We start from the raw sequence: 22,842 nt of genomic DNA, 5'->3' as shown, positions 1-22,842 counted from the left end.
AGCGCCCCGGCACACCGCTACAGGTGCCGTTTCCGGAGGTCGGAGCGCCTGCGACCGCGCGAACGACACACCGCATCACGCTGCCCCATCCGCTACCCTTGCAACGCCTCAACGTTCACCCAATTGGCGGAGTGAATATTACATAGAGTAGCTTCATTGGCACGAGCAGGTGCAGTATTCGCCCGCAAGGCGGATCACGTCACAGGTGGTTGATCTCACCCAGTACCGATGTCAACCCCCCTGACCGGCGACTACCGTGGCGTATCACACCGGCACGACCCCGGCCGCATGGCGCACGATTCATACATTCTGCGCCGCTGCAACTTTCACAATGAGCAAATCACGCAACAGTTGCTGCGAACGCAACGAAATGCAAGATCGAATCTCTTTTCCCGGACGGGCTCGACACCGCTGCAGCCTTCTCGCCTACCGCGCCGCGCCCACCGACCCTTGCCGTGGCTGTGCCACAACGACCGGCTAGCACCGGCCCCGCCTGACGCGGCGCCGGTAGGCCGCAGGCGTTTCTCCCCGCCACCGCCGGAATGCGTAGATGAAGCTCGTGGCCTCGGCGTATCCCAGGCGGATCGCCACGTCCGACACCGACAGCGCCCCGGTGGCCAGCAGCTCCTCCGCCAGCGCCTGGCGCACCTCGTCCAGCAAGGCGCGGTAGCTCGTGCCTTCCTCCGCGAGCTTGCGTCGCAGCGTGCGCTCGCTCATATGGAGCTCACTCGCGACGACCTCGATCCCCGCAGTGATCGCGCCGAGCTTGGTCAGCCGGTCCCGCACCTGCTCGGCCACCCCGCTCCGCCTGCGCCTGCGGGTGACCAGCTCCCGGCACTGCGCCTCGCACAGTGCGACCGTGTGTTCGTTGGCCTGCGGCAGCGGGCGGTCCAGATAGTGGCGCTCTGCGGCGAACGCGTTGCGCGCCGACCCGAGCGCAGGGACGACGCCGAACGCCTCGATGAACGGCTCGGGCCCGGCCCGCTGCTGGTCGCGCAGTTCCAACCCGGCCAGCGGCAAGGTGCTACCGAGCAGGTCGCAGCCGACCGTGTAGATCGCGGTGAGGTCGCGTTGCACCAGGAACCACCGAACGTCCTCGGGGACTCGCTCGTCGTGCAACTGCAGCCTGAACCGCCCGTCGACCTCGCTCACCGTAGGGATACAGAAGGTGAACGACAGGTCGAGGTACCGCAGCGCGAATGCCAAGGCATCCCGAAGCGTGGGGCTGCTCACACACGCGAAGCCGAACACGCCGAATGTCGAGACCCGGTACCTACGCCCGAGCTCGATGCCGAGCGCCGGTCGGTGACCGAGAGTTTCCACCAGGTTCCTGATCACGGTCAGTTCCTGCTCCGCCCCGATCTGCACCTCGGGGTCGGTCAGCGTCCGGCCCGTCATCTCCGTTCGACGCAACAGGTGATGCGCGGCGACGCCGTGCTCGGCCGCGAACTTCACCATCAGCAGCACGCTGGCGGCGCTGCGCGGGAAGTCCCACTGACCGACGACGGGCTGCGGTAGCTCAGCCATCATGCGCAAAGTGTTGTGCACAACGGCCGGACGCACCAGCGCGGGGGTGAGTGATCGTGTGGCCGGAACTATGGATCGGGTGACCGCCTGTCTCTTCGCACGGCGCCCGGTCGCGGCTACCGTACCGATATGACCACCGCAGAAGGGCGAACTGGTCCCTCCGTTCTGATCATCGGCGCCGGATTCGGCGGGCTGGCCTGCGCACTCGAGCTCAAGCGCGCCGGATGGCACGACATCACGGTGCTGGAGGCCTCCGGCGATCTCGGCGGGGTATGGCGCGAGAACACCTACCCAGGCTGCGGCTGCGACATCCCGTCACCGCTGTACTCGTTCTCGTTCGCCCCGAATCCGACCTGGCCCATGCGGTTCTCGCTGCGCTCCGACATCCACGAGTACATGCGGCGCGTGGCCATCAAGTACGGGGTCGAACCGCACATCCGTTACCACACCAAAGCCACCGGAGCCTCATTCGACCGCGAGCGCGGACTGTGGCGCGTGGAGACGAACACCGGCGAGATCTTCGAAGCGACCGTGCTGGTCCCTGCGCTCGGGCAGCTATCCCGACCCTCCTGGCCCGACATCCCGGGACGGGACACCTTCCGGGGCACGGCCTTCCACTCCGCCGAGTGGGACCACGGCTGCGATCTGACCGGCAAGCGCGTCGCGGTGATCGGTACGGGCGCCAGCGCCATCCAGTTCGTGCCCGAGATCCAGCCGCAGGTGGGGCGGCTCACCGTCTTCCAGCGATCAGCCCCCTACATCATTCCCAAGCCAGACCGGGTCTACTCCACCACGCACCACAAGCTGTTCTCGACGTTCCCGCCGTTGCAAGCCGCTGAGCGGCTGCTGTGCTGGCTGTTCTTCGAGTTCGTCACCACGGGACTGATCGGCAACCGGCCTGTCACCAAGGTCTTCGGCGCGCTCGCGAAGTGGCACCTGCGCAGGCAGGTGCCCGATCCCGAGCTCCGCGCCAAGCTCACCCCCGACTACCCGGTCGGATGCAAGCGCGGATTGCTCTCCGAGGACTACTACCCGGCGCTCACCCGGCCCAACGTGGTACTCAATACCGATCGGATCTCCGAGATCACGGCAGCTGGCGTGCGCACCGAGGACGGCACGGAGCACGAAGTCGACGTGATCATCTACGGCACGGGGTTCGCCGCGACCGATTTCCTGGCACCGCTGAAGGTCACCGGCGCCGACGGCGTCGCGCTCACCGAGCAGTGGGCGAGCGGCGCGTACGCCTACCTCGGCATGGCCGTACCGCACTTCCCCAACATGTTCCTGATGTACGGCCCCAACACCAACCTCGGCTCCGGATCGATCATCTACATGCTGGAGCGCCAGGCCCGCTACGTCCGGCAGGCCGTCGAGCAGCTCGCCACCTCGGGTACACGCGCGTTGGAGGTCAGCCACGACGTCGCCAGCACCTTCGACGCCGAGATGCAACGGCGGCTGGAACGCAGCGCATGGAGCATGTGCGCCAGCTGGTACCGCGACGCGAACGGCAGGATCGCCACCAACTGGCCGGGGCTGGTCAGCGAGTACCACCGCAGGACGAAACGGCTGGACCCGGCCGATTACCTGAAGTGGTAACCCGCCTCACTCCTCGATGGCGCCCGCGACCAGACGCGTCACGGCGAGACCGGCATGCTGGCGCTGCAGCGCACCGAGAGCGACCTCGTCGGTGAACAACGCGAGATCGGTACCGTCGGTCCTGGTCAGCACCTCGCCACGCCTGCTTGATTCGATCACCTTTCGGTAGGCGGGATCGGTCAACCGCCGCACCGTGCGGTAAGGCAACCGGTCGAGCTCGATCGCGACACCGAACTCCGCGTCCAGCCGGTGCGCGGCCACCTCGAACTGCATCGGGCCCACCGCCGCGAAGATCGGCGTCCCCTCCCCTCGGCGTTCGGACCGCAACACCTGCACCACGCCCTCTGATTCCAGCTGCTCGACGCCTTTGCGGAACTGCTTCGCCCTGCCGAGGTCCTTCGGGCGCGCGACCGCGAAATGTCCCGGTGCGAAGCTCGGCAGGCCGGGGAACCGCACCGAGGGCTTGCCGTCGTGCAGCGTGTCGCCCACCCGCAACGCGCTGGCGTTGACCAGCCCGATCACGTCGCCGGGGTAGGCCTCGTCCACGGTGGACCGTTCCTGCCCGAAGACCTGCTGCACGTACTTGGTGGCGAAAGCCCTGCCGGTGCGGGCGTTGGTGACGGTCATCCCCCGCTCGAACCGGCCGGAACACACCCTGGCGAAAGCGACCTGGTCCCGGTGCGCGCGATCCATGCCCGTCTGCATCTTGAACACGAACGCCGAGAACGGTGCGTCCAGCTCGCGCGGGCGCTGCCCGGTGTCGAGCCTCGGCTGCGGGCGCGGCGCCAGCTCGATGAGCGAGTCGAGCAGGTGGCGCACGCCGAAGTTGAGCATCGCCGCGCCGAACAGCAACGGCGTGGCCGAGCCGTCGAGGAACCGGTCGTAGTCGAACTCGCCGCCGTCGGCGAGCACGAGCTCGGACTCCTCGGTGGCCTGCTGCCACTCGTCGCCGTGCTCCGCGTGCGCCTGCTGCCCGGCGAGTCGCTCCTCCGGCGCGACGGTGGCCCCACCCGCGGTGCGTTCGTAGCGCACCATGCCGCCCTCGCGGACGTCGAGTACGCCGTCGAATGCGCCTGCGATCCCTACCGGCCAGGTCAGCGGCATCGGTGGCAGCTGGATGCGCTGGGTCAATTCCTCGCACAGATCCAGCGGGTCCCGCCCGGGACGGTCCCATTTGTTGATGAAGGTCAGCACCGGGATCCCACGATGACGGCAGACATCGAACAGCTTCAGGGTCTGCGGTTCGAGCCCTTTGGCCGCATCCAGCAACATCACCGCGGAATCCACCGCGGCGAGCACTCGGTAGGTGTCCTCGGAGAAGTCCGCGTGGCCCGGGGTGTCCAGCAGGTTGATCACCGTATCCCGGTACTCGAACTGCAGCGCGGCCGAGGTGATCGAGATCCCACGTGCCTGCTCCATCTCCAGCCAGTCCGAGGTGACCCCGCGCCTGTTTCCCTTGCCGTGCACCGCACCCGCCGAGGTCAGCACCCGCGCGTGCAGCGCGAGCGCCTCGGTCAGCGTGGACTTACCGGCGTCGGGATGGCTGATCACCGCGAAGGTTCGCCTGCGCGCCGCCTCGTCGAGCACACGATCCGGCACCCAGCGCCCTCCTCGACCGATTTCGCGACTCTCCGGCGATTCACCTGCGGGTCCACGGTCTCACACCGTGGTCGCGCGCGTGCCACACGGCCGGAGATTGCCGCACGGGCCATGCGGCGCCGGAGCGCACATGAAGCCGGTTACAACTGTGCGTCCACCTACCGTCACGATGTGTCGCGACTCGCAGTTTCCCCCACGAAGCGGGTTCGTTGAACCGGGCAAGTGCGTACACTCATTCGGTGTTGCTCAGACCACACCGACAGGGGACGCAGCCAGGTCCGAGAAGCACCCGAGCACGAAGGCGGGAGCCCATGCAGTTCATGCCCATCACCGACTCCATCTTCCTGCTGCTGGAGACCAGGGAACACCCCATGCACGTCGGCGGCCTCCAGCTGTTCAAGAAACCGGAAGGCGCGGGCGAGGACTACGTACAGAACCTGTACCGGGAGCTGATCGACACCGCCGAGGTGCGCCCGCTGTTCACCAAGCGCCCAGCGGCCCCGGTGAACAGTCTCGGCCAGTGGATGTGGACCAGGGACTCCCACCTGGACCTCGACTACCACGTGCGGCGGTCCGCGCTGCCCAACCCCGGCAGGATCCGGGAGCTGCTCGAACTGACCTCGCGTTGGCACAGCACGCTCCTCGATCGGCACCGGCCACTGTGGGAGACGCACTTCGTGGAAGGGCTGTCCGACGGCCGCTTCGCCGTGTACACCAAGGTGCACCACGCCGTTCTCGACGGGATCTCGGCGCTGCGGCACATGACCACGGCGTTGACCGAGGACCCTGACGCCCGCGACTGCCCGGCACCGTGGGCGATGCCCGCCGAACGGCGCAAGCCCACCTCGGCCGACCCGCTGGCGTTCGCGCGCACCGCGGGCCGCACCGTCGCCGACCTGGCTTCGTTCCCCCGCGCCGCCGTCAAGACCGCCAACCAGGCCTTCCGAGAACAGCGGCTGACGCTGCCGATGCAGGCACCCAAGACCATGCTCAACGTGCCCATCGGCGGGGCGAGGCGGTTCGCCGCGCAGTCCTGGCCGATGGAGACCTTCCGCGCGATCAAGAAGGCCTCGGGCACGACGGTCAACGACGTCGTTCTGGCGATGTGCGCGGGGGCGCTGCGCGACTACCTCATCGAGCAACGCGCGCTGCCGGACGCTCCGCTCACCGCCATGGTGCCGGTCACCCTCCGCCAGCCGGCCGCGGCCGAACGCGGCGGCAACGCGATCGGCGCGATCCTCTGCGACCTGGCGACCAACGAACCCGATCCGGCGCGGAGGCTGGAACGCATCGCTCGCTCGATGGCCGACGGCAAGCAGCTGTTCTCCGGGCTGAGCCCCGCGGAGATCCTGCTGCTGTCGGCGATGAACGTCTCCCCGCTCGCGCTCTCGCCGGTGCCCGGCATGACCAACTACATGCCCCCTCCGTTCAACCTGGTCATCTCCAACGTCCCAGGGCCGCGCAACACGATGTACTGGAACGGTGCCGAGCTCGACGGCGTCTACCCGGCATCGCTGCTGCTGGACGGGCAGGCCCTCAACATCACGCTCACCAACCGGGCCGAGGAGATCGACTTCGGCATCATCGGCTGCAGGCACAGCGTTCCCCACTTGCAGCGCCTACTACTGCACCTGGACACCGCGCTGACCGAGCTCGATTGCGCCACGCGATAAGTTGAGATACTAGCAGTACCTGGCATACCGTAGGTACCCACCGATAGATCCGAGTGACCGATGCGCGGGGCCGCGCGCATGGTCCGGCAGGAGGTTACCGCGGATGCCAGACACCGTGCACACACCCGAACGACCGAGCTACCGCTCGCGGTTGGTCTACGCGGCGGCCTGGGTGGCAGGCCGATCGGTACTTCGGATGCTCCCGCTCGACGAGCGTGGCATGCACGCCGCGCAGCGGATCGACCCGCTGGCCGGGCGGGCGCCGCGTCCCCGGTACGCGGACACCCGCCCGGTCTCGTTCGGCGAGTTCGACGGTGAGTGGGTACGCGGCCACCGGGCTACCGGCGAGGGCGTGGTGCTGTACTTCCACGGAGGCGGCTTCTTCTTCTGCGGACTCAACACCCACCGCCGCTGCGCCGCCCGGATCTCAGCGGGCAGCGGGATGCCCGTACTCAACGTGGCCTACCGGCAGCTGCCCGTTACCGACCTGCACGGTTCGATCACCGACTGCCTCACCGCCTACCGCTGGTTGCTCGATCAGGGCTACCGCGCGGACCGGATCGTGTTCGCGGGTGACTCGGCTGGCGGCTACCTGTCGGTGGCCACCGCGCTGCGTGCCCGCGAGGCCGGTCTGGCCGTTCCCGCGGGCATCGTGGCGATGTCCGCGCTGTTCGAGATCGACTCGACCGCTCGCCTACTGCACGCCAACACCCGCAGCGAGACCTACATCCCGATCCGGCACCTACCCACCCTGTCGCGCTGGTGGTCCGGCGACGGCGAGCTCGCGGCAGGCGACCGACGCCCTGCCCTGTCCCCCGTGGACGCCGACTTGACCGGGCTGCCACCCACGCTGCTCGTCGCCGCCGAATCCGAGGTCCTGCGGCTGGATTCCGAGCTGATGGCCCAGCGGCTGGCCGAGGCGGGCGTACCCTGCACGCTGCACCTCTGGCGAGGGCAGATCCACGCCTTCCCCGTCCTCGGCCACATGCTGCCGGAAAGCAAGGCCGCCCTGACCGAGGTCACCCGCTTCGTGCGCGAGACTGTCGACGCGGGAAGGCACTGAACGCCACGTTCCTTCCGTAGCAGGCGCTGGACGTCACGTTCGGCTGCCCTCGCCTGCCACCGGGGCGGCGCGCTCTGTCGGCCATGGGTGGATCTCCTGCACCAGCCGAGCGACCGCGAGCACCAGGTCGTCGGAGTGGCGAGGACCAACGATCTGCAACCCAGCGGGCAGTCCGTCGGAGGTGAAACCGGTGGGCACGCTGATCGCCGGCTGCTGCGTCATGTTGAACGGGTAGCTGAACCGGGTCCACTCCGGCCAGCTCCGGTAGCCGGACCCCGGCGGCACATCGTGTCCAGCCTCGAAGGGCCGGATCGGCATCATCGGTGTGATCAGTACGTCGTAACGGGAGTGGAACTCGCCCATGGCGATCCCCAGCTCCACACGAGCCTCGTTCGCCCCGAGGTAGTCCAGTGCCGAGTGCGTCAGGCCGCGATCCCACAACGCGCGCAACCCCGGATCGACCTTCTCGGCCGAGCCCTCGGGGAACTTGCTCAGCCACTTCGCCGCGCCCGCGCTCCACAGCACGTCGAACGGCTCGAGCGGGTCCTCGAAGCCGGGATCCACCTCGTCCACGTGCACCCCGGTCTCACCGAGCAGCCGCACCGCGTCGTCGACGAGCGCGGCCACCTCCTGGTCGACGTCCACGTAGCCCAACGTTGGCGAGTACGCCGCGTTGATGCCGCGCACGTCCCGGCGGGTAGCCTCCCGGTAGGCGCCGAACGGCGGAGGCAGCGCGGTCGGGTCGCGGTAGTCGGGCAACGCCAGCACGTCGAGCAGCAATGCCACGTCATCGACGGTCCTGGCCATCGGCCCGGCATGGGCGAGCATGCCGAACGGGCTCGCGGGAAACAGCGGGATCCTGCCGTAGGTCGGCTTGAACCCGACGATGCCGCAGAACGACGCCGGGATACGGACCGAACCGCCAGCGTCGGTGCCCACCGACAGCTCCCCCATGCCAGCGGCCACCGCCGCCGCGGAGCCACCGCTGGATCCACCAGCCGTCTTCGTCGGGTCCCATGGGTTGCGTGTGATGCCGGTCAGCGGGCTGTCCGTGGTGCCCTTCCAGCCGAGCTCGGGCGTGGTCGTCTTGCCCAGTAGCACCAGCCCGCTTTCCCGCATCCGCGCCGTGATCGGGCTGTCGAGCTCCCACGGCTGCTGCGGGTCGATACAGCGGGATCCGCGCAACGTGGGCCACCCCTGGGTGAGAAACATGTCCTTGATGGACGATGGCACGCCGTCCAGCGGGCCGATCGGGTTCCCCTCACGCCACCGTGCCTCTGAGGCCCGCGCTTGATCCAGCGCCGTCTCGGCGTCGACGAGGCAGTACGCATTGCAGGTGCCGTCGCGCTGTTCGATCGCGTCGATCGCGGCCGTGGTGGCCTCGACGGGGGACAGCTCCCCTGAGGCGTAGGCCGAAGCCAACTCGCTGGCCGTCAGCAGTGCCATGTTCTCACTCCTTCGTGCGTGCCACACCGACTACTGCCGCGTCCGATCACCCTGACGGCGTCTCGCTCGGCACGTATCCCAGTTCCTTGTCGACCACGTTGCGCAGCGGCTTGCCGTCGACCCACCGGGCGAAGTTATCAGTGAAGATCTCCACGAGCGCGTCGCGCCATCCCACCACGTCCCCCGACATGTGCGGCGAGACGAGCACGTTCGGCATCGTCCACAACGGGCTGCTCGCAGGCAGCGGCTCGGTGTCGAAAACGTCGAGCACCGCGCCCCGTAACTGCCCAGTGTCCAGCGCCTCGATCAGGTCAGACGTCTCGGCCAGCTCGCCGCGACCGACATTGATGAACCACGCGTCGTTGCGCATCGCCCGGAAGACGTGCCGGTCGAACATGCGACTGGTCTGCTCGGTCAGTGGCGCCACCGCGATCACGTAGTCCACCCCGCCGACGTGCTCGCTGAGGCTGTCACTGGGGTACACCACGCCGAAGTCGGAGTCGTGCTCGCGGTAACGTCTGCCCGCGCCGCTCACCCGGATCCCGGCGGCGCGCAGCAGCCGCGCGATCGCCCTGCCGATCGGACCAGTACCGACGACCACGGCGCTGGTGCCCGCCACACGCGCGGTCTCCCGGTGCACCCAGCGCTTCTCGCGTTGCAGGTCCCTGGTGTGGAACAGGTCCTTGGCCAGTGCCAGGATCGCCCCGAGGACGTACTCGGCGATCGGGGTGTCGAAGACGCCGCGAGAGTTGGTCAGCACGACGTCGCCTGCGCGCAGCTCGTCGAACATGACCGGGTCCACCCCGGCGCTGGCGATGTGCAGCCACCGCAGCCGGTCGGCCGCGTGCCAGGCGTCGGGCACCGCCGTGGACAGGAAGTCCCAGACGAAGAGCGCGTCGGCGCCACGCAACGCGTCGGGTAGCTCGGCCGCCGACGCGTAGCGCACCTCCGCGGCGCGCTCCACCCGGTCCATCCCAGCGGGCCGATGCTCACCGCAGAGCACCGCCACTACCGGCCGCGCATCCTGCCTGTCACTTCGCGTATCACCACGAGCCGCGGTCGACTCGTCGGAACCGGTGTCGCTATCCGGACGCTGCACGATCCGCTCATCCCCTACCTTGACTCCTGTGCACATCTCACCGCTGCCCGAGCCCGCGCCCGACCCTACGTGGCCGCACGGCCGAACACGAGTCGGGAGCCTGCCGACCGGCCCGTCCGCGGGCCGCGGGCGAGTCGCGATGGGCGCCGGTGACTGTGCGGGCGACATCGCCGAGGTCGTCAGAGTTGCGTTGACACGGTAGGAGTGAATCGTATGATTGTCAACAATCAGCGCCGGTAGGGAGAATGCGTGGATAGCGCGCACCGCCGTACCGCTACCGATGCCCGACCCTGCACCGTCTATGTGGCAGTCGTGGGAGTACCGACGTGGAACTTTCATCGCTGGACCTGCCGTTCGAGGGTCCGCTCGCGCAACGCGGCATCGGGATCATCGCCCCGTTCGACCTCGCGTTGGAACGCGAACTGTGGCGATGGGTTCCCGTCGAGGTCTCCCTGCACCTGGCGCGGACACCGTACGAGCCGGTTCCGGTCAGCATGGAGATGGCCCGACTGGTCAGCAACGAGCAGCATCTCGAGGCGGCGACCAAGACCGTGCTGCACGTCGAGCCTGAGGTGGTGGCCTACCTGTGCACATCGGGAAGTTTCATCAACGGCGTCGACGCCGAGCGCGAGCTGCGCAAGATCATCTGTGACGCGGGGGCGCCCGATGCGGTCACGACTTCCGGTGCGCTGGCCGAGGCGCTGCATCACCTGAACATGCACAAGATCGCGGTGCTCACGCCGTACGACGCCGACCTGACCGGCAAGCTCCACGAGTTCCTCGCCGAGCTCGGGGTCGCGACGGTATCCAGCGATCATCTCGGCCTCGGCGGCGGCATCTGGCGGGTGAACTACCGGACCATCGCCGAACACATCCTCAACGCCGACCACCCCGATGCGGAGGCCATCTTCGTGAGCTGCACCAACCTGCCCACCTTCGACTTGATCGACCCGCTGGAGAGCATGCTCGGCAAGCCCGTGCTGACCGCGAACCAACTCACCATGTGGGCCTCGCTGGACCGGATGGGGCTACCGATCGTCGGACCGGGTAGCTGGCATCACGGCATGACCGAGACGGTTACGCCCGAGTAGGTAGACTTGACTCGGATTGTCGACAATCCCACACCCCATGCGATCCGGAGGCGCGCCGATGACCACCATCGGGTTCATCTACCCTGACCACGCGGCCGAGGACGACTACCCACTCGCGCAGCGATTGCTCGGTGAGGTCGCGCAACTACCGGTCGCCCACATCTACGGAACCGACCTGCATGCCGTCGACGAGCTCCGCGATCTCGGCAGCGAGCAGCGGCTGGCGGAGGGAGCGGCGAAACTCGCCCCCCACTCGCCAAGTGCCGTGGTGTGGGCCTGCACCAGCGGCAGCTTCGTCTTCGGTCACGACGGGGCGGCCGAGCAGGTGACCAAGCTGTCCCGCGCCAGCGGAACCCCCGCTTCCAGCACCTCGTTCGCCTTCGTCCGCGCCGCACAGCGGCTCGGGCTACGCAGGGTCGCCGTCACCGCCAGCTACCCGAACGACATCGCCGAGCTGTTCGTGCAGTTCCTGACGGTCGAGGGCATCGACGTCATCAGGATGTCCAGCGCGGGCTTCGACACCGCAGCCGAGGTCGGCGGTCTCACCGACCAGCACGTGCTCGACCTGGCCCTCAGCGGCGACCACCCCGACGCCGACGCCGTGCTGATCCCGGACACGGCGATGCGCACGATCAGCCTGGTCGGCGCGATGGAGGACGCGCTCGGCAAACCAGTACTGACCGCCAACCAGGTCAGCATCTGGGAAGGCCTGCGCATTGCAGGCGTCGCCGCGCGCTCGGACGCGCTCGGCGAGCTGTTTCGCCACTGGCCCGACGACGGGACGCCGCATGGCTGGTGACATCCGGCCCATCGCACGCGAATCGACCGCGGCCATCATCGCGAGGCAGCTGCGGGAGGCGATCACCTCCGGTGTGCTCGAACCGGGCCAGCAGCTCGGCGAGGCCGAGCTGGCCGCGCGGTTCCAGGTGTCGAGGGGCCCGCTGCGCGAGGCCATGCAGCGCCTCGTCTCGGAAGGTCTGCTGCGCAGCGAGCGCCATCGCGGGCTGTTCGTCATCGAGCTGGATCCCGGCGACGTCTACGACATCTACGCCACCCGCGCTGCCATCGAGCACGCCGCGGCGGTGCGCATTATCCGCAGCCACCACACTGACGCCGTGGCAGCGCTGGAGGCGGCAGTGGAGGGCATCCGCGAGGCCGCCGAGCGTGACGAGCCGCGCGCGCTGTCTGATGCGGACTTCCGGTTCCACGAGGTGCTCGTCCACGAGTCCGGTAGCAGACGACTGAGCCGCGTGGCGAGGACGCTGTTCATCGAGACCCGGATGTGCCTGGCTGCGCTCCAGCACCACTACCCGGACCCGGCGTCACGCGTCGAGGAGCACGCCGCCATCGTCGAGGCCATCCGCCACGGCGACGAGGCCGCGGCGCAGTCCCGCATCGAGGCGCACATGGAAGACGCCGTCAGCAGGCTCGCCCCTGGCACGAGCCTGCGCTCCGGAGCGGCACCCACGCTATCCGAAGGCGGGATGGACATCCCCGGCTGAGCGGTCGCAGGGTGCGAGCCGAAGGGCCTCTCCGGTGCCGAATATGTACCGAAGGAGTCCTTCGGCTCGCACCCCCGCGGCTACTCGCGCAAGCCCACCGCCAGGTACTTGGTCTCGAGGAACTCGTCGATGCCGACGGTGCCGCCTTCCCGGCCGACGCCGGAATGCTTGATCCCGCCGAACGGGGCGGCCGGATTGGACACCAGGCCCTGGTTCAACCCCACCATGCCGACCTCGAGCTGCTCGCACACGCGCAGCGCTCGGTCGAAATCAGTGGTGTAGACGTAGGAGACCAGCCCGTACTGGGTGTCGTTGGCCTTGGCCAGCACCTCCTCCTCGGTGGCGAACGACGAGATCGGGGCGACCGGGCCGAAGATCTCCTCGTCCGTCATCCGTGCGTCGTCCGGGATGCCGGTCAGCACCGTGGGCCGGTAGAAGTGGCCTGGACCGTCGAGCCCGGAACCACCGGTGAGCACCGTCGCACCCCGGTTGACCGCATCGCTCACCAGTGCGTCCACCTTGTCCACAGCGGCCTGGTCGATGAGCGGTCCGATGGTCACGCCCTCTTCGGTGCCCCGACCGATACCCAGCGATTCCATCCGCTCGGTCATCCGGCGCGCGAACTCGTCAACCACCCCTTGCTGGACGTAGAAGCGGTTCGCGGCCGTGCAGGCCTCCCCGATGTTGCGCAGTTTGGCCAGCATCGCCCCTTCCACGGCGGCGTCCAGATCCGCGTCGTCGAAGACGATGAACGGGGCATTGCCGCCGAGTTCCATGGAGGTCCGCAACACCTGATCGGCGGATTGCTGCAACAGCGTGCGCCCGACGGCGGTGGAACCGGTGAACGACAGCTTGCGTGCCCGCCCGTCGCGGATCATCGGCTCCATGACCGCACCTGAGCTGCTGGTGGTGACGACGTTGACCACGCCGTCCGGCAGGCCTGCCTCGGCGAGGATGCCCGCGAGCGCGAGCATCGACAGCGGCGTCTGCGCGGCGGGCTTGATCACCGAGGTGCAGCCTGCCGCGATGGCCGGGCCGATCTTGCGCGTGCCCATGGCCATCGGGAAGTTCCACGGAGTGATCAAGATACTCGGACCGACCGGCTGCCTGGTCACCAGCACGCGGCCGGTGCCGTTGGGCGACACCGCGTAGCCGCCGTCGATCCGCACGGCCTCCTCGGCGAACCAGCGGAAGAACTCCGCGGCGTAGGCGACCTCGCCCCGCGACTCGGCCAGCGGCTTGCCCATCTCCAGCGTCATCAGCAACGCCAAGTCGTCCACCCGCTCGGTGATGATTTCGTAGGAACGGCGCAGGATCTCGCCACGCTCCCTCGGCGGGTGCTTCGCCCAGAAGCGCTGCGCGGCGACCGCTGCATCCAGCGCGGCGATGCCATCCGCGGGCGACGCGTCGGCCACCGAGCACAGCTCGGCCCCGGTCGCGGGATCGAGCACCGGGAACGTGCCACCCCCCGAGGCGGGTTGCCAAGCCCCGCCGATATACAGCTCCTTGGCGACCCCGTCGATCACCTTGGTCTCAGCCGCCGCGCCGGTCATGACTGACCTCCTCGTCCTCGCCGTGCTCGTTCACCCGCTCATTCGGCCCGCGCGCCCGTGGCTTTCCGCGCGCGCTGCGCGCCACACTAGGCCGCATCGGCCTGCCCGCGCAGTCACCACCCGTGTGTCGCGCTCGGCGCCGCTCTGACCTATCGTCGGATACCCGACCATGAGCAGGGCGCCGCGCGGCGGCAGGAATCGAGCAGGCCGTCGGCACCATGCTAGATAGATTGTCAACAATCGACAACAGGGGATGTCCGCTCACCACGCACGCGAAGGAGTCACGCTCGCCATGTCGCAGCTCTCACCACTGCTGAAGCAGGCCACACCGGTCGAGGTCGACTACGGGGAGGGGGTGTACCTCTACGACCGCGACGGTAGGCGCCACCTCGACTTCACGGCGGGCATCGGTGTGACCAGCACCGGCCACTGTCACCCCAAGGTGGTAGCCGCCGCCAAGGAACAGGTCGGTCGGCTGATCCACGGCCAGTACACCACCGTCATGCACGAACCGCTACGCAGGCTCTCCGAGCGCCTCGGCGAGGTGCTACCCCCCGGTCTGGACTCGGTGTTCTTCGCCAATTCTGGCAGTGAGGCGGTGGAGTCGGCGCTACGGCTGGTCCGCCAGGCCACCGGCAGGCCCAACGTGATCGTGTTCCATGGCTCGTTCCACGGCCGTACCGTGGGCGCGGCCTCGCTGACCACGTCGGGCACCCGGTTCAGCGCGGGCTACGCCCCGCTGATGGGTGGGGTGCACGTGGCGCCGTTCCCCTTCGCCTACCGCTACGGCTGGAGCGAGGCCGAGGCCACCCGGTTCGCATTGCAGGAGCTGGATTACCTGTTCGCCACCCTGTCCTCACCGGACGACACCGCGGCGTTCTTCGTTGAGCCGGTACTCGGCGAGGGTGGTTACGTGCCCGCCAACGCGGAGTTCGTCGCCGGCCTGCGGGAGCGTGCCGACCGGCACGGCATCCTGCTGGTCGCCGACGAGGTGCAGACCGGGTTCGGGCGCACCGGCACCTTCTGGGGTATGGACCACTTCGGCGTCAACCCGGATGTGCTCATCACCGCCAAGGGCTTGGCCAGTGGCTTCCCGCTATCGGCTATGGCCGCCCCCGCCGAGCTGATGAGCAAGGCCTGGCCGGGCTCGCAGGGTGGCACCTACGGTGGCAACGCCGTCGCCTGCGCCGCCGCGCTGGCCACACTGGACGTGATCCAGGAGGAAGGGCTGGTCGACAACGCTGCCACTCAGGGCAAGCGGCTGCTCGAGGGCGCGCGCGAGGTCGCCGAGCGGCACCGGGCGATCGGTGATGTCCGCGGTCTCGGCCTGATGGTCGGCTCCGAGTTCGTCACAGCCGACGGCTCGCCCGACCCGGAAACCGCCAAGGTCGCGCAGCAAGCAGCCGCCGAGCGGGGGCTGCTGCTGCTGATGTGCGGTGCCTGGATGAACACCGTCCGCATGATCCCCGCGCTGGTGGTCGGCGGTGAGCAGGTGGACGAGGCGCTGCGGATCTGGTCTGAGGCCGTGGCCGCGGCCACCAACCGGTGAGAGGGGTGTCGCCACGGTGGCCCGCTACATCTCCATCAGCTTGGACAAGCGTGGCGTGTCCTGCCGCGCGCGGCTGCTGACCGAGGAGGCCCCTCGCACCTGCCGTGCGGTATGGGACGCCCTGCCGCAAGGCGACCAGGCCTACCACGCCAAGTACGCGCGCAACGAGGTGTACACGCTGGTTCCGCCGTTCGCCGACCCGGAACCCGGTAGGGAGAACCCCACCGTGACCCCCATCCCTGGCGATGTCGTCTACTTCGCGTTCGAGCCGTGGGAGATCGGTAACCCAGCCTACGGTTACGAGGAAGGCAGCCAGGCGCACAGCGCGACGGGGGCGACGGACCTGGCGATCTTCTACGGGCGCAACAACCTGCTCATCAACGGCGACGCAGGGTGGGTCCCCGGCAACGTCTTCGCCACCATCACCGACGGCCTTGACGAGATGGCCGCCGCCTGCCACGACCTGTGGTTCCGCGGCGTGGAGGGCGAGACCCTCACCTTCCGCAGGAAGGAGAGCTGAACGTGACGTTCGGCGCCCTCTATGGCCCGAACGTCACGTTCAGTGCCTTGACCCTCGAGCGGGATGCGGGAGCTGAACGTGGCCTTCGTTCCGTCTACGGAACTGAACGTCACGTTCAGCTCCGCACCACCAGACCCTCGCGCGTCCCCGTGTGACGCGATAGCGTCCGTACTCGTGAGTAATCACGTATCGCCGTGCCGATCGGAGGGCCTATGGACGCGGACGTGATCGTGGTGGGCGCCGGGCTCGCCGGGCTGGTGGCCGCGGACGCGCTGGCCCAGGCGGGCAAGCGTGTCGTCATCGTCGAGCAGGAGCCCGAGGCCTCGCTCGGCGGGCAGGCACACTGGTCACTCGGCGGGCTGTTCCTGGTGAACAGTCCCGAACAACGCCGGTTGCGCATCCGCGACTCCGCCGAACTCGCCTGGCAGGACTGGCTCGGTACGGCGGGTTTCGACCGCGAAGAGGACCACTGGCCCCGCCGGTGGGCGGAGGCTTACGTGGACTTCGCCGCTGGGGAGAAGCGGGCGTGGTTGCACGGACTCGGGCTACGGATCTTCCCCGTCGTCGGCTGGGCCGAGCGCGGTGGCTACGGCGCGACGGGCCCCGGCAACTCGGTGCCGCGCTTCCACATCACCTGGGGCACCGGACCCGGCGTACTGGAACCGTTCGTCCGCCGGGTCCGCGCTGCGGCCGAGCGCGGCCTCATCGAGCTAAGGTTCCGCCACCGGGTGGACGAGCTGACCACCTCCGGCGGCGCCGTGGACGGCGTCGCAGGCTCGGTGCTCGAACCGAGCTCGGTCGCCCGCGGGCAGGCGAGCTCGCGCGAGGTGGTCGACCGGTTCTCGCTACGGGCGCAGGCGGTGCTGGTCTCCTCCGGCGGCATCGGCGGCAACCCGGAGCTGATCCGCGCCAACTGGCCAGCACGTCTCGGCGAACCACCCACCAACCTGTTGTCCGGGGTTCCCGCGCACGTCGACGGCCGGATGCTGGGGATCAGCGAGGCCGCGGGCGCGCGCCTGATCAACTCCGACCGCATGTGGCACTACGTCGAGGGCATCACCAACTACGAGCCGATCTGGCCACAGCACGGCATCCGCATCCTGCCGGGACCCTCCTCGCTGTGGCTGGACGCACGCGGCAACCGCCTGCCGGGACCGCTGTATCCCGGGTTCGACACCCTCGGCACGCTGGCGCACCTACGCACCACCGGCTACGACCACTCGTGGTTCGTACTCACCCACAGGATCATCGAGCGCGAGTTCGCGCTGTCCGGTTCGGAGCAGAACCCCGACATGACCGGCAAGAGCGTGCGTGACACGTTGCGACGAGCGTTGCCGGGGCCGCCGGGGCCGGTGGAGGCCTTCCTGCGCAAGGGCGAGGACTTCGTCACCGCCGATTCCGTGGCCGAGCTGGTGTCCGGGATGAACGCGCTGACCAGTGAGCCGTTGTTGGATCCCGCCACCGTGGAAGCCGAGATCGTCGCCCGCGACCGGGAGATGAGCAACCCCTACGCCAAGGACATGCAGGTCACCGCGATCCACGGGACACGGCGGTTCCTGGGTGACCGGCTGGTGCGGGTCGCCTCCCCACACCGGCTGCTCGACCCCAAGGCGGGCCCGCTGATCGCGGTACGGCTGAGCGTCATCAGCCGCAAGACGCTCGGCGGCCTGGAAACGGACCTGTCCGGCCGGGTCCTGCGGCCGGACGGGCAACCGCTGCCCGGCCTCTACGCCGCAGGCGAGGCCGCAGGCTTCGGCGGTGGTGGGGTGCACGGTTACCGGGCGCTGGAGGGCACGTTCCTCGGCGGGTGCCTGTTCTCCGGAAGGCAGGCGGGCCGCGCGCTCGCGGACGCGGTGTAGCGACTAGCGGACACGACACCGACCTCGGCGAAGGGAGCGTGGATGAACGGGGCACAGTCAGTGCTGCGCACGCTGCTGGACGCGGGTGTGGACGTCTGTTTCGCCAACCCGGGCACCTCGGAGATGCACCTGGTGGCCGCCCTCGACGCGTTCCCGGCGATGCGGGCGGTGCTCGGGCTGTCGGAGGGTGTGGTCACCGGGGCGGCCGACGGCTACGCCCGGATCACCGGCACCCCGGCCGCGGCACTGCTGCACCTGGGACCGGGCCTGGCCAACGGGTGGGCGAACCTACACAACGCGCGCCGCGCGGGCAGCCCGGTCGTCGCGATCGTGGGTGATCACGCCACTTACCACAAGCGTTTCGATGCGCCGTTGGAATCGGATATCGAGTCGCTTGCCGACCCGCTGCGCGGCTGGGTACGGCGCAGCTCCCACGCCGCCGACGCCGGCGCCGACACCGCCGCGGCGGTGGCCGCCGCGATGGATCCGCCGGGGCGCGTGGCGAGCCTGCTGCTGCCCGGCGACGTGTCCTGGGGCGATGGCGGTGTGCCCGTGGAGCCGATCCCGCCCAAGGCACCGCGCCTGCCGGGCGAGGCCGCGATCGCGGCAGCCGCGGGGGCGCTGCGCGACGACGAGCCGACCACCCTGCTGCTCGGCGGTCCCGCCTGCACCGAGGCCGGGCTGCGTGCGGCGAGCCGGATCGCGCGGGCGACCGGCGCGCGGGTACTGGTGGAGACCTTTCCCGCCCGGTTGCCGCGGGGTGCCGGGCTGCCGTCCTTCGATCGGCTGGGCTACCTTCCCGAGCAGGCGGCTGGCCAGCTCGACGGCACCCAACGGCTCGTGCTGGCAGGCGCCCGGTCACCCGCGACGTTCTTCGGCTACCCGGATCACGCGAGCGACCTGGTCCCCGAGGGCGCGCGGGTGCATCAGCTGGCAGGGCGCGAGCACGACGCCACTCGCGCGCTGGAGGACCTGGCCGGGCGGGTGGCGCCAGAGTACGCGCCGCTGCTGGCCGAGCAGGCACGTCCCACGCTGCCCGGCGGCGCGCTGACGGTGCAGAACTGGGTGGAGGTCATCGGCGCGCTGCTGCCGGACAACGCGATCGTCGCCGACGAGTCCAACACCTCGGGGCTGCTGCTTCCGCAGGCCACAGCTGGGGCACCGCGGCACGACCTGCTCACCCTCACCGGCGGCGCGATCGGCCAGGGGATGCCCGTGGCCACCGGCGCGGCCATCGCCGCGCGCGACCGGCCGGTGATCAACCTGGAGGCCGACGGCAGCGCCATGTACACCCTGCCGGCGCTGTGGACGCAGGCCCGCGAGCAGCTCGACGTCACCACCGTGGTGCTGAACAACCGCGCCTACGCGATCCTGCGCATGGAGCTGGGCCGGGTCGGCGCCGAACCGTCGGGCGCGGCGGCGAAGTCCTTGTTCGACCTATCCACACCGGATATCGACTTCACCGCGATGGCTTCCGGTATGGGTGTGCCGGCTTCCCGCGCCACCACGGCCGAGGAGCTCGCCGACCAGTTCCGCAGGGCCACCAGCGAGCCGGGACCGCACCTCATCGAGGCGATGGTCCCACCGCTGGCGTGAACGCTCCCCGCCGCACGCGGCAGTGCCTGTCGCCTGCCAGGCACAGGGCACCGGCGCCGCTCAGCCCACCTCGGCTGGCACGTCCCGCACCGACGCGCCGATGTCCACACCCGTCGCAGCGAGCAACGTACGCCGCAGTCGCTGCCTGCCGCCGGTCAGCGCCGGGTGATCCACGTACTCGTCGAGCACCGCCACCAGCTGGGGGTTCGCGCGTGCCGCGGTGGCCAGTACCGCCGCGACGGAGCCGTAGCCGACCGGCCGGGACGAGGGGGCGGTCTCCAGCAGCCCATCCAGGTGGGCGTCGACCGCCGTATGCCAGTGCCGTTGCACGTCCTGCAGGAACGCGCCGAGGTCACCGAACTCCACGTCGATCGCGGCGCGCCAGGAATCCAGCGAGTCGACTCCGTGCCGCGAGACGTCGTCGGCCACCGCGACAACGAGGCGGTGCCGTCGCCGGTACTGCTCCCACCCGGACATGACCTTCACCTACTCCCTGAATGTCACATACACAGAGTATGTCGTTACACTTAGCGTATGCCACATGTCAAGAGCCGCCGCGATATGTACGCCGAGGCCACCCGCGCCGCCGTACTCGAGCAGGCAGCCACGCTGTTCGCCGAACGCGGTTACACGGCTACCTCGCTGGCTGACGTCGCGGTCGCCGCGCAGGTCACCCGCGGTGCGGTGTACCACCACTTCGACGGGAAGCGGGCGCTGTTCCAGGCCGTGCTCGAGGAGCTCGAACTGGCCGCCATCGAGCGCATCGCCGCCAGCGCTGCGGACGTGGACGACCCGTGGCAGGCGGCACTGACCGCGCTGGACACCTTCCTCGATGAGTGTTGCGATCCCACCTACGGTCGAGTGGTCTGGCAGGAAGGTCCTGCCGCACTCGGCTGGACCCAGTGGCGGGAGTGCGAGGAGAAGTACGCCTTCGGGCTCGTCGAGCAGTTGGTACGCAGCCTCCGCGAGGCCAATTACCTGCCGCCACGGGATCTACCGACCATGACGTGGCTGTGCTTCCACATGCTTGGCGGCGCCGGGCTGCGGCTGGCCGAGACCCCACCCGAACGCAAACGCGAGGTCCGTGACGAGTGCGCGGCGCTGCTGCGGGCCATGTTCGGCGGGTTGCGCGCCGGCGTGACACCCCGAGCAGGCGGCTGAGCCGCACACCTCGCCCCGGTCCGGCAGGGGACGCGTGCCGGATCAGCGCATGATGGCCGCGAGCATCAGCCCCCGGATCTCGGCGGCGACCTCGTCGGTCGAGGCGTGCGCGGTGCCGGACTGCCAGGCGCGCAGCAACCCCGTGATGGCGCCGACCAGCCCGAGCGCGGTGAGCCGGAAGTCGCGCCGCGGCGCCTGCTCGAGCCTGGCGGCACGGTTGGCCTCCTCCTCGATGAACGTCGCCCACCGCTCGACCCAGCGCTGGTGCTGGCGTTCCATGGCCGGGCTGACCCCGACAGCTTCCACGTAGGCCAGGCGGGGCAGCCGGGGGTCTGCGGTGACCCCGGACAGGAAGGCGTCGAGCAGCGTCGCGATCCGAGCGCCCGGCTCCCCGTCCGGTGCCCCCGCGAGCGCGGTCGTGACTCGTTCCATCCCCGCGGCGTTGATGCGCTCATGCAGCTCGCGCAGCACCTCTTCCTTGCCCTCGAACTCCTCGTAGAAGTTCCGCGTCGATACCCCGGCAAGCGTGCAGATCCGCACGATCTTCACCCGCTGGTATCCCTCGGCGGTGAACAGCTCCAGCGCGGCGTCGAGCAGCCGTTCCCGCCGCGCCGCCCGGCGCTCGTCGTGGTCAAGGCCCCGGTAGGCACGCCGGGTCGTGGTCACCTCGTCGGTCACGCGCGCTCCAGTCGACTGCTGGTCACAACCATTGCCGTAGGCACCCCTGCCGGGCTATATTTCGAAAATCGCAGTTACCAGTCTAGCGAAAGGCGGGGAATCCATGCGACGCGGACTCCGCGGGGTGGCGGCGGCAACCATGGCACTCGCCATGACACTCGGCCTGGCGGCACCCGCGACGGCCACCACCGGTAGCAAACCCCCACCCCCTTCCGAGGATCCCTTCTACACCCCGCCCGACCCGTTACCGCCCGGCGAGCCGGGTCAGCTGCTGGACGAGCGCGAGGTCGAGGTGCACGCCGAGCCGCTGCGCCTGCTGGAAGTACCAGTGCGATCCTGGCAGCTGCTGTACCGCTCCACTTCGGCCACCGGTGAGGCCAATGCGGTCTCCGGCACGCTGCTGGTACCCGACGTCGAGTGGCAGGGCGAGGGCGAGCGGCCGCTAGTGAGCTACGCCGTCGGCACACACGGCATCGGCGATCACTGCGCCCCCTCGTACGCGATGCGCACCGGAACCGAGCAGGAGGTCGCCCTGCTGGCCTCGGCGCTCTCGCGGGGCTGGGCCGTCGTGGTCACCGACTATGAAGGGCTCGGAACCCCCGGTGTGCACACCTACGCCACCGGTCAGTCGCAAGGCAGAGCGGTGCTGGACGCCGCGCGGGCGGCCACGCACCTCGAGCAGGCCGAGCTGACCGGCGACGGGCCGGTCGGGGTACTCGGCTACTCGCAGGGCGGCCAGTCCGCAGCCTTCGCCGCCGAGCTCCATCCCGACTACGCCCCCGAGCTCGACATCGTCGGCGTGGCGCCCGGCGGGGTACCAGCCGACCTCACCGACGTGGCGGAGTTCAACGAGGGCGGACCCGCCTTCGGCCTAGTGCTCGGGGCCGCGCTTGGGCTGGCAACGGCCTACCCGGATGTGCCCTTCGAGGAGATCCTCACCGAGCGCGGCGAGCGGACGGTCGAGCGCATCTCCGAGGCCTGTACCGCCGAGCTCGGCGCGGCCGCGCCGTTCGGCACCTTCGACCAGTACACCACACTGGACGACCCGCTGTCCCACCCTGAGTGGCAGGCGCGTCTGGCGGAGAACCGCGCGGGTCAGCACGCCCCGGAAGCGCCGCTGTTCCTATACCACGGCACCAAGGACCAGCTCATCCCCTACCAGGTGGGGCGCGAGCTCCGTGACCGGTACTGCGAGCTCGGCGCGGAGGTGCACTGGCAACCGATCCCGCTGGCCGAGCACATCACCGGGGTGATGGCGGGTGGCCCGCTCGCGATCAGCTGGCTGGACAAGCGTTTCGCCGGGGCCGAGCCGGTCGACTCCTGCTGACAC

Annotated in this window: 19 protein-coding genes; 12 read left to right on the top strand and 7 right to left on the bottom strand. The window is 69.4% G+C overall.

The window, feature by feature from the left end; translation table 11 throughout:
• Positions 1 to 477: 477 nt before the first annotated feature.
• Positions 478 to 1,527 (bottom strand): AraC family transcriptional regulator, encoded by a 1,050-nt coding sequence (locus F8178_RS04450; protein WP_317493500.1) that lies wholly within the window; start codon positions 1,525 to 1,527, stop codon positions 478 to 480.
• A gap of 129 nt (positions 1,528 to 1,656) precedes the next feature.
• On the opposite strand from F8178_RS04450, the gene F8178_RS04445 reads away from it, so the two are divergent.
• Positions 1,657 to 3,123 (top strand): NAD(P)/FAD-dependent oxidoreductase, encoded by a 1,467-nt coding sequence (locus F8178_RS04445; RefSeq protein WP_317493336.1) that lies wholly within the window; start codon positions 1,657 to 1,659, stop codon positions 3,121 to 3,123.
• 6 nt (positions 3,124 to 3,129) lie between these two features.
• Here F8178_RS04445 and F8178_RS04440 read toward each other — a convergent pair whose 3' ends face one another.
• A complete protein-coding gene (locus F8178_RS04440; RefSeq protein WP_317493335.1) occupies positions 3,130 to 4,722 on the bottom strand; it encodes a peptide chain release factor 3 in 1,593 nt (530 codons plus the stop codon).
• Positions 4,723 to 5,033: 311 nt separating this feature from the next.
• On the opposite strand from F8178_RS04440, the gene F8178_RS04435 reads away from it, so the two are divergent.
• Positions 5,034 to 6,395 carry a wax ester/triacylglycerol synthase family O-acyltransferase gene (locus F8178_RS04435; RefSeq protein WP_317493334.1) on the top strand — a complete coding sequence of 454 codons (1,362 nt, stop codon included), beginning with the start codon at positions 5,034 to 5,036 and terminating at the stop codon, positions 6,393 to 6,395.
• A gap of 103 nt (positions 6,396 to 6,498) precedes the next feature.
• A complete protein-coding gene (locus F8178_RS04430) occupies positions 6,499 to 7,458 on the top strand; it encodes an alpha/beta hydrolase fold domain-containing protein (protein WP_317493333.1) in 960 nt (319 codons plus the stop codon).
• Between the two features lie 33 nt (positions 7,459 to 7,491).
• On the opposite strand, the gene F8178_RS04425 is transcribed toward F8178_RS04430, so the two are convergent.
• Positions 7,492 to 8,904 (bottom strand): amidase, encoded by a 1,413-nt coding sequence (locus F8178_RS04425; RefSeq protein WP_317493332.1) that lies wholly within the window; start codon positions 8,902 to 8,904, stop codon positions 7,492 to 7,494.
• A gap of 46 nt (positions 8,905 to 8,950) precedes the next feature.
• Positions 8,951 to 9,877, bottom strand: coding sequence for a D-2-hydroxyacid dehydrogenase (locus tag F8178_RS04420; protein ID WP_317493499.1), 927 nt, complete (start codon positions 9,875 to 9,877; stop codon positions 8,951 to 8,953).
• A gap of 452 nt (positions 9,878 to 10,329) precedes the next feature.
• Here F8178_RS04420 and F8178_RS04415 point away from each other — a divergent pair, with 452 nt between their 5' ends.
• From F8178_RS04415 to F8178_RS04405, 3 genes are read left to right on the top strand one after another with little or no spacing between them, the layout of a single operon-like run.
• Positions 10,330 to 11,094: an Asp/Glu/hydantoin racemase gene (locus F8178_RS04415; RefSeq protein ID WP_317493331.1), complete on the top strand. Its 765-nt coding sequence runs from the start codon at positions 10,330 to 10,332 to the stop codon at positions 11,092 to 11,094.
• 58 nt (positions 11,095 to 11,152) lie between these two features.
• Complete coding sequence (locus tag F8178_RS04410; RefSeq protein ID WP_317493330.1) at positions 11,153 to 11,893, top strand: maleate cis-trans isomerase; 741 nt, start codon at positions 11,153 to 11,155, stop codon at positions 11,891 to 11,893.
• Positions 11,883 to 12,596, top strand: a complete 714-nt coding sequence (locus tag F8178_RS04405) for a GntR family transcriptional regulator (protein WP_317493329.1) — start codon at positions 11,883 to 11,885, stop codon at positions 12,594 to 12,596. Before F8178_RS04410 ends, F8178_RS04405 begins: the two co-directional genes overlap by 11 nt.
• 80 nt (positions 12,597 to 12,676) lie before the next feature.
• Here the strand turns inward: F8178_RS04405 and F8178_RS04400 are convergent, their stop codons facing one another.
• A complete protein-coding gene (locus F8178_RS04400; RefSeq protein ID WP_317493328.1) occupies positions 12,677 to 14,149 on the bottom strand; it encodes an NAD-dependent succinate-semialdehyde dehydrogenase in 1,473 nt (490 codons plus the stop codon).
• A gap of 292 nt (positions 14,150 to 14,441) precedes the next feature.
• Here F8178_RS04400 and F8178_RS04395 point away from each other — a divergent pair, with 292 nt between their 5' ends.
• The 4 genes from F8178_RS04395 (at position 14,442) to F8178_RS04380 (ending at position 19,673) form a co-directional block, all read left to right on the top strand.
• A complete protein-coding gene (locus F8178_RS04395) occupies positions 14,442 to 15,698 on the top strand; it encodes an aminotransferase class III-fold pyridoxal phosphate-dependent enzyme (protein WP_317493327.1) in 1,257 nt (418 codons plus the stop codon).
• Positions 15,699 to 15,714: 16 nt separating this feature from the next.
• Positions 15,715 to 16,218 carry a DUF3830 family protein gene (locus tag F8178_RS04390; protein ID WP_317493326.1) on the top strand — a complete coding sequence of 168 codons (504 nt, stop codon included), beginning with the start codon at positions 15,715 to 15,717 and terminating at the stop codon, positions 16,216 to 16,218.
• 212 nt (positions 16,219 to 16,430) lie between these two features.
• Positions 16,431 to 18,077 carry an FAD-binding dehydrogenase gene (locus tag F8178_RS04385; RefSeq protein WP_317493325.1) on the top strand — a complete coding sequence of 549 codons (1,647 nt, stop codon included), beginning with the start codon at positions 16,431 to 16,433 and terminating at the stop codon, positions 18,075 to 18,077.
• Between the two features lie 42 nt (positions 18,078 to 18,119).
• The gene (locus tag F8178_RS04380; RefSeq protein WP_317493324.1) at positions 18,120 to 19,673 is read left to right on the top strand and encodes an acetolactate synthase large subunit; all 1,554 of its coding nucleotides are present in this window, start codon (positions 18,120 to 18,122) and stop codon (positions 19,671 to 19,673) included.
• Between the two features lie 60 nt (positions 19,674 to 19,733).
• Here the strand turns inward: F8178_RS04380 and F8178_RS04375 are convergent, their stop codons facing one another.
• The gene (locus F8178_RS04375) at positions 19,734 to 20,150 is read right to left on the bottom strand and encodes a hypothetical protein (RefSeq protein ID WP_317493323.1); all 417 of its coding nucleotides are present in this window, start codon (positions 20,148 to 20,150) and stop codon (positions 19,734 to 19,736) included.
• Positions 20,151 to 20,207: 57 nt separating this feature from the next.
• Between F8178_RS04375 and F8178_RS04370 the strand changes: the two genes are divergently transcribed.
• On the top strand, positions 20,208 to 20,834 hold the full coding sequence (locus F8178_RS04370) for a TetR/AcrR family transcriptional regulator (protein ID WP_317493322.1): 627 nt from the start codon (positions 20,208 to 20,210) through the stop codon (positions 20,832 to 20,834).
• Positions 20,835 to 20,876: 42 nt separating this feature from the next.
• On the opposite strand, the gene F8178_RS04365 is transcribed toward F8178_RS04370, so the two are convergent.
• Positions 20,877 to 21,512, bottom strand: a complete 636-nt coding sequence (locus F8178_RS04365) for a TetR/AcrR family transcriptional regulator (RefSeq protein WP_317493321.1) — start codon at positions 21,510 to 21,512, stop codon at positions 20,877 to 20,879.
• Between the two features lie 103 nt (positions 21,513 to 21,615).
• Between F8178_RS04365 and F8178_RS04360 the strand changes: the two genes are divergently transcribed.
• A complete protein-coding gene (locus tag F8178_RS04360; protein ID WP_317493320.1) occupies positions 21,616 to 22,839 on the top strand; it encodes an alpha/beta fold hydrolase in 1,224 nt (407 codons plus the stop codon).
• The last annotated feature ends 3 nt before the right edge of the window (positions 22,840 to 22,842 follow it).

It is taken from the genome of Haloechinothrix sp. LS1_15, from assembly GCF_033042135.1.
Classification (GTDB): domain Bacteria; phylum Actinomycetota; class Actinomycetes; order Mycobacteriales; family Pseudonocardiaceae; genus Haloechinothrix.
Note: the sequence above shows the minus strand (reverse complement) of the source record. Positions and strands in the feature narration are given on the sequence as shown.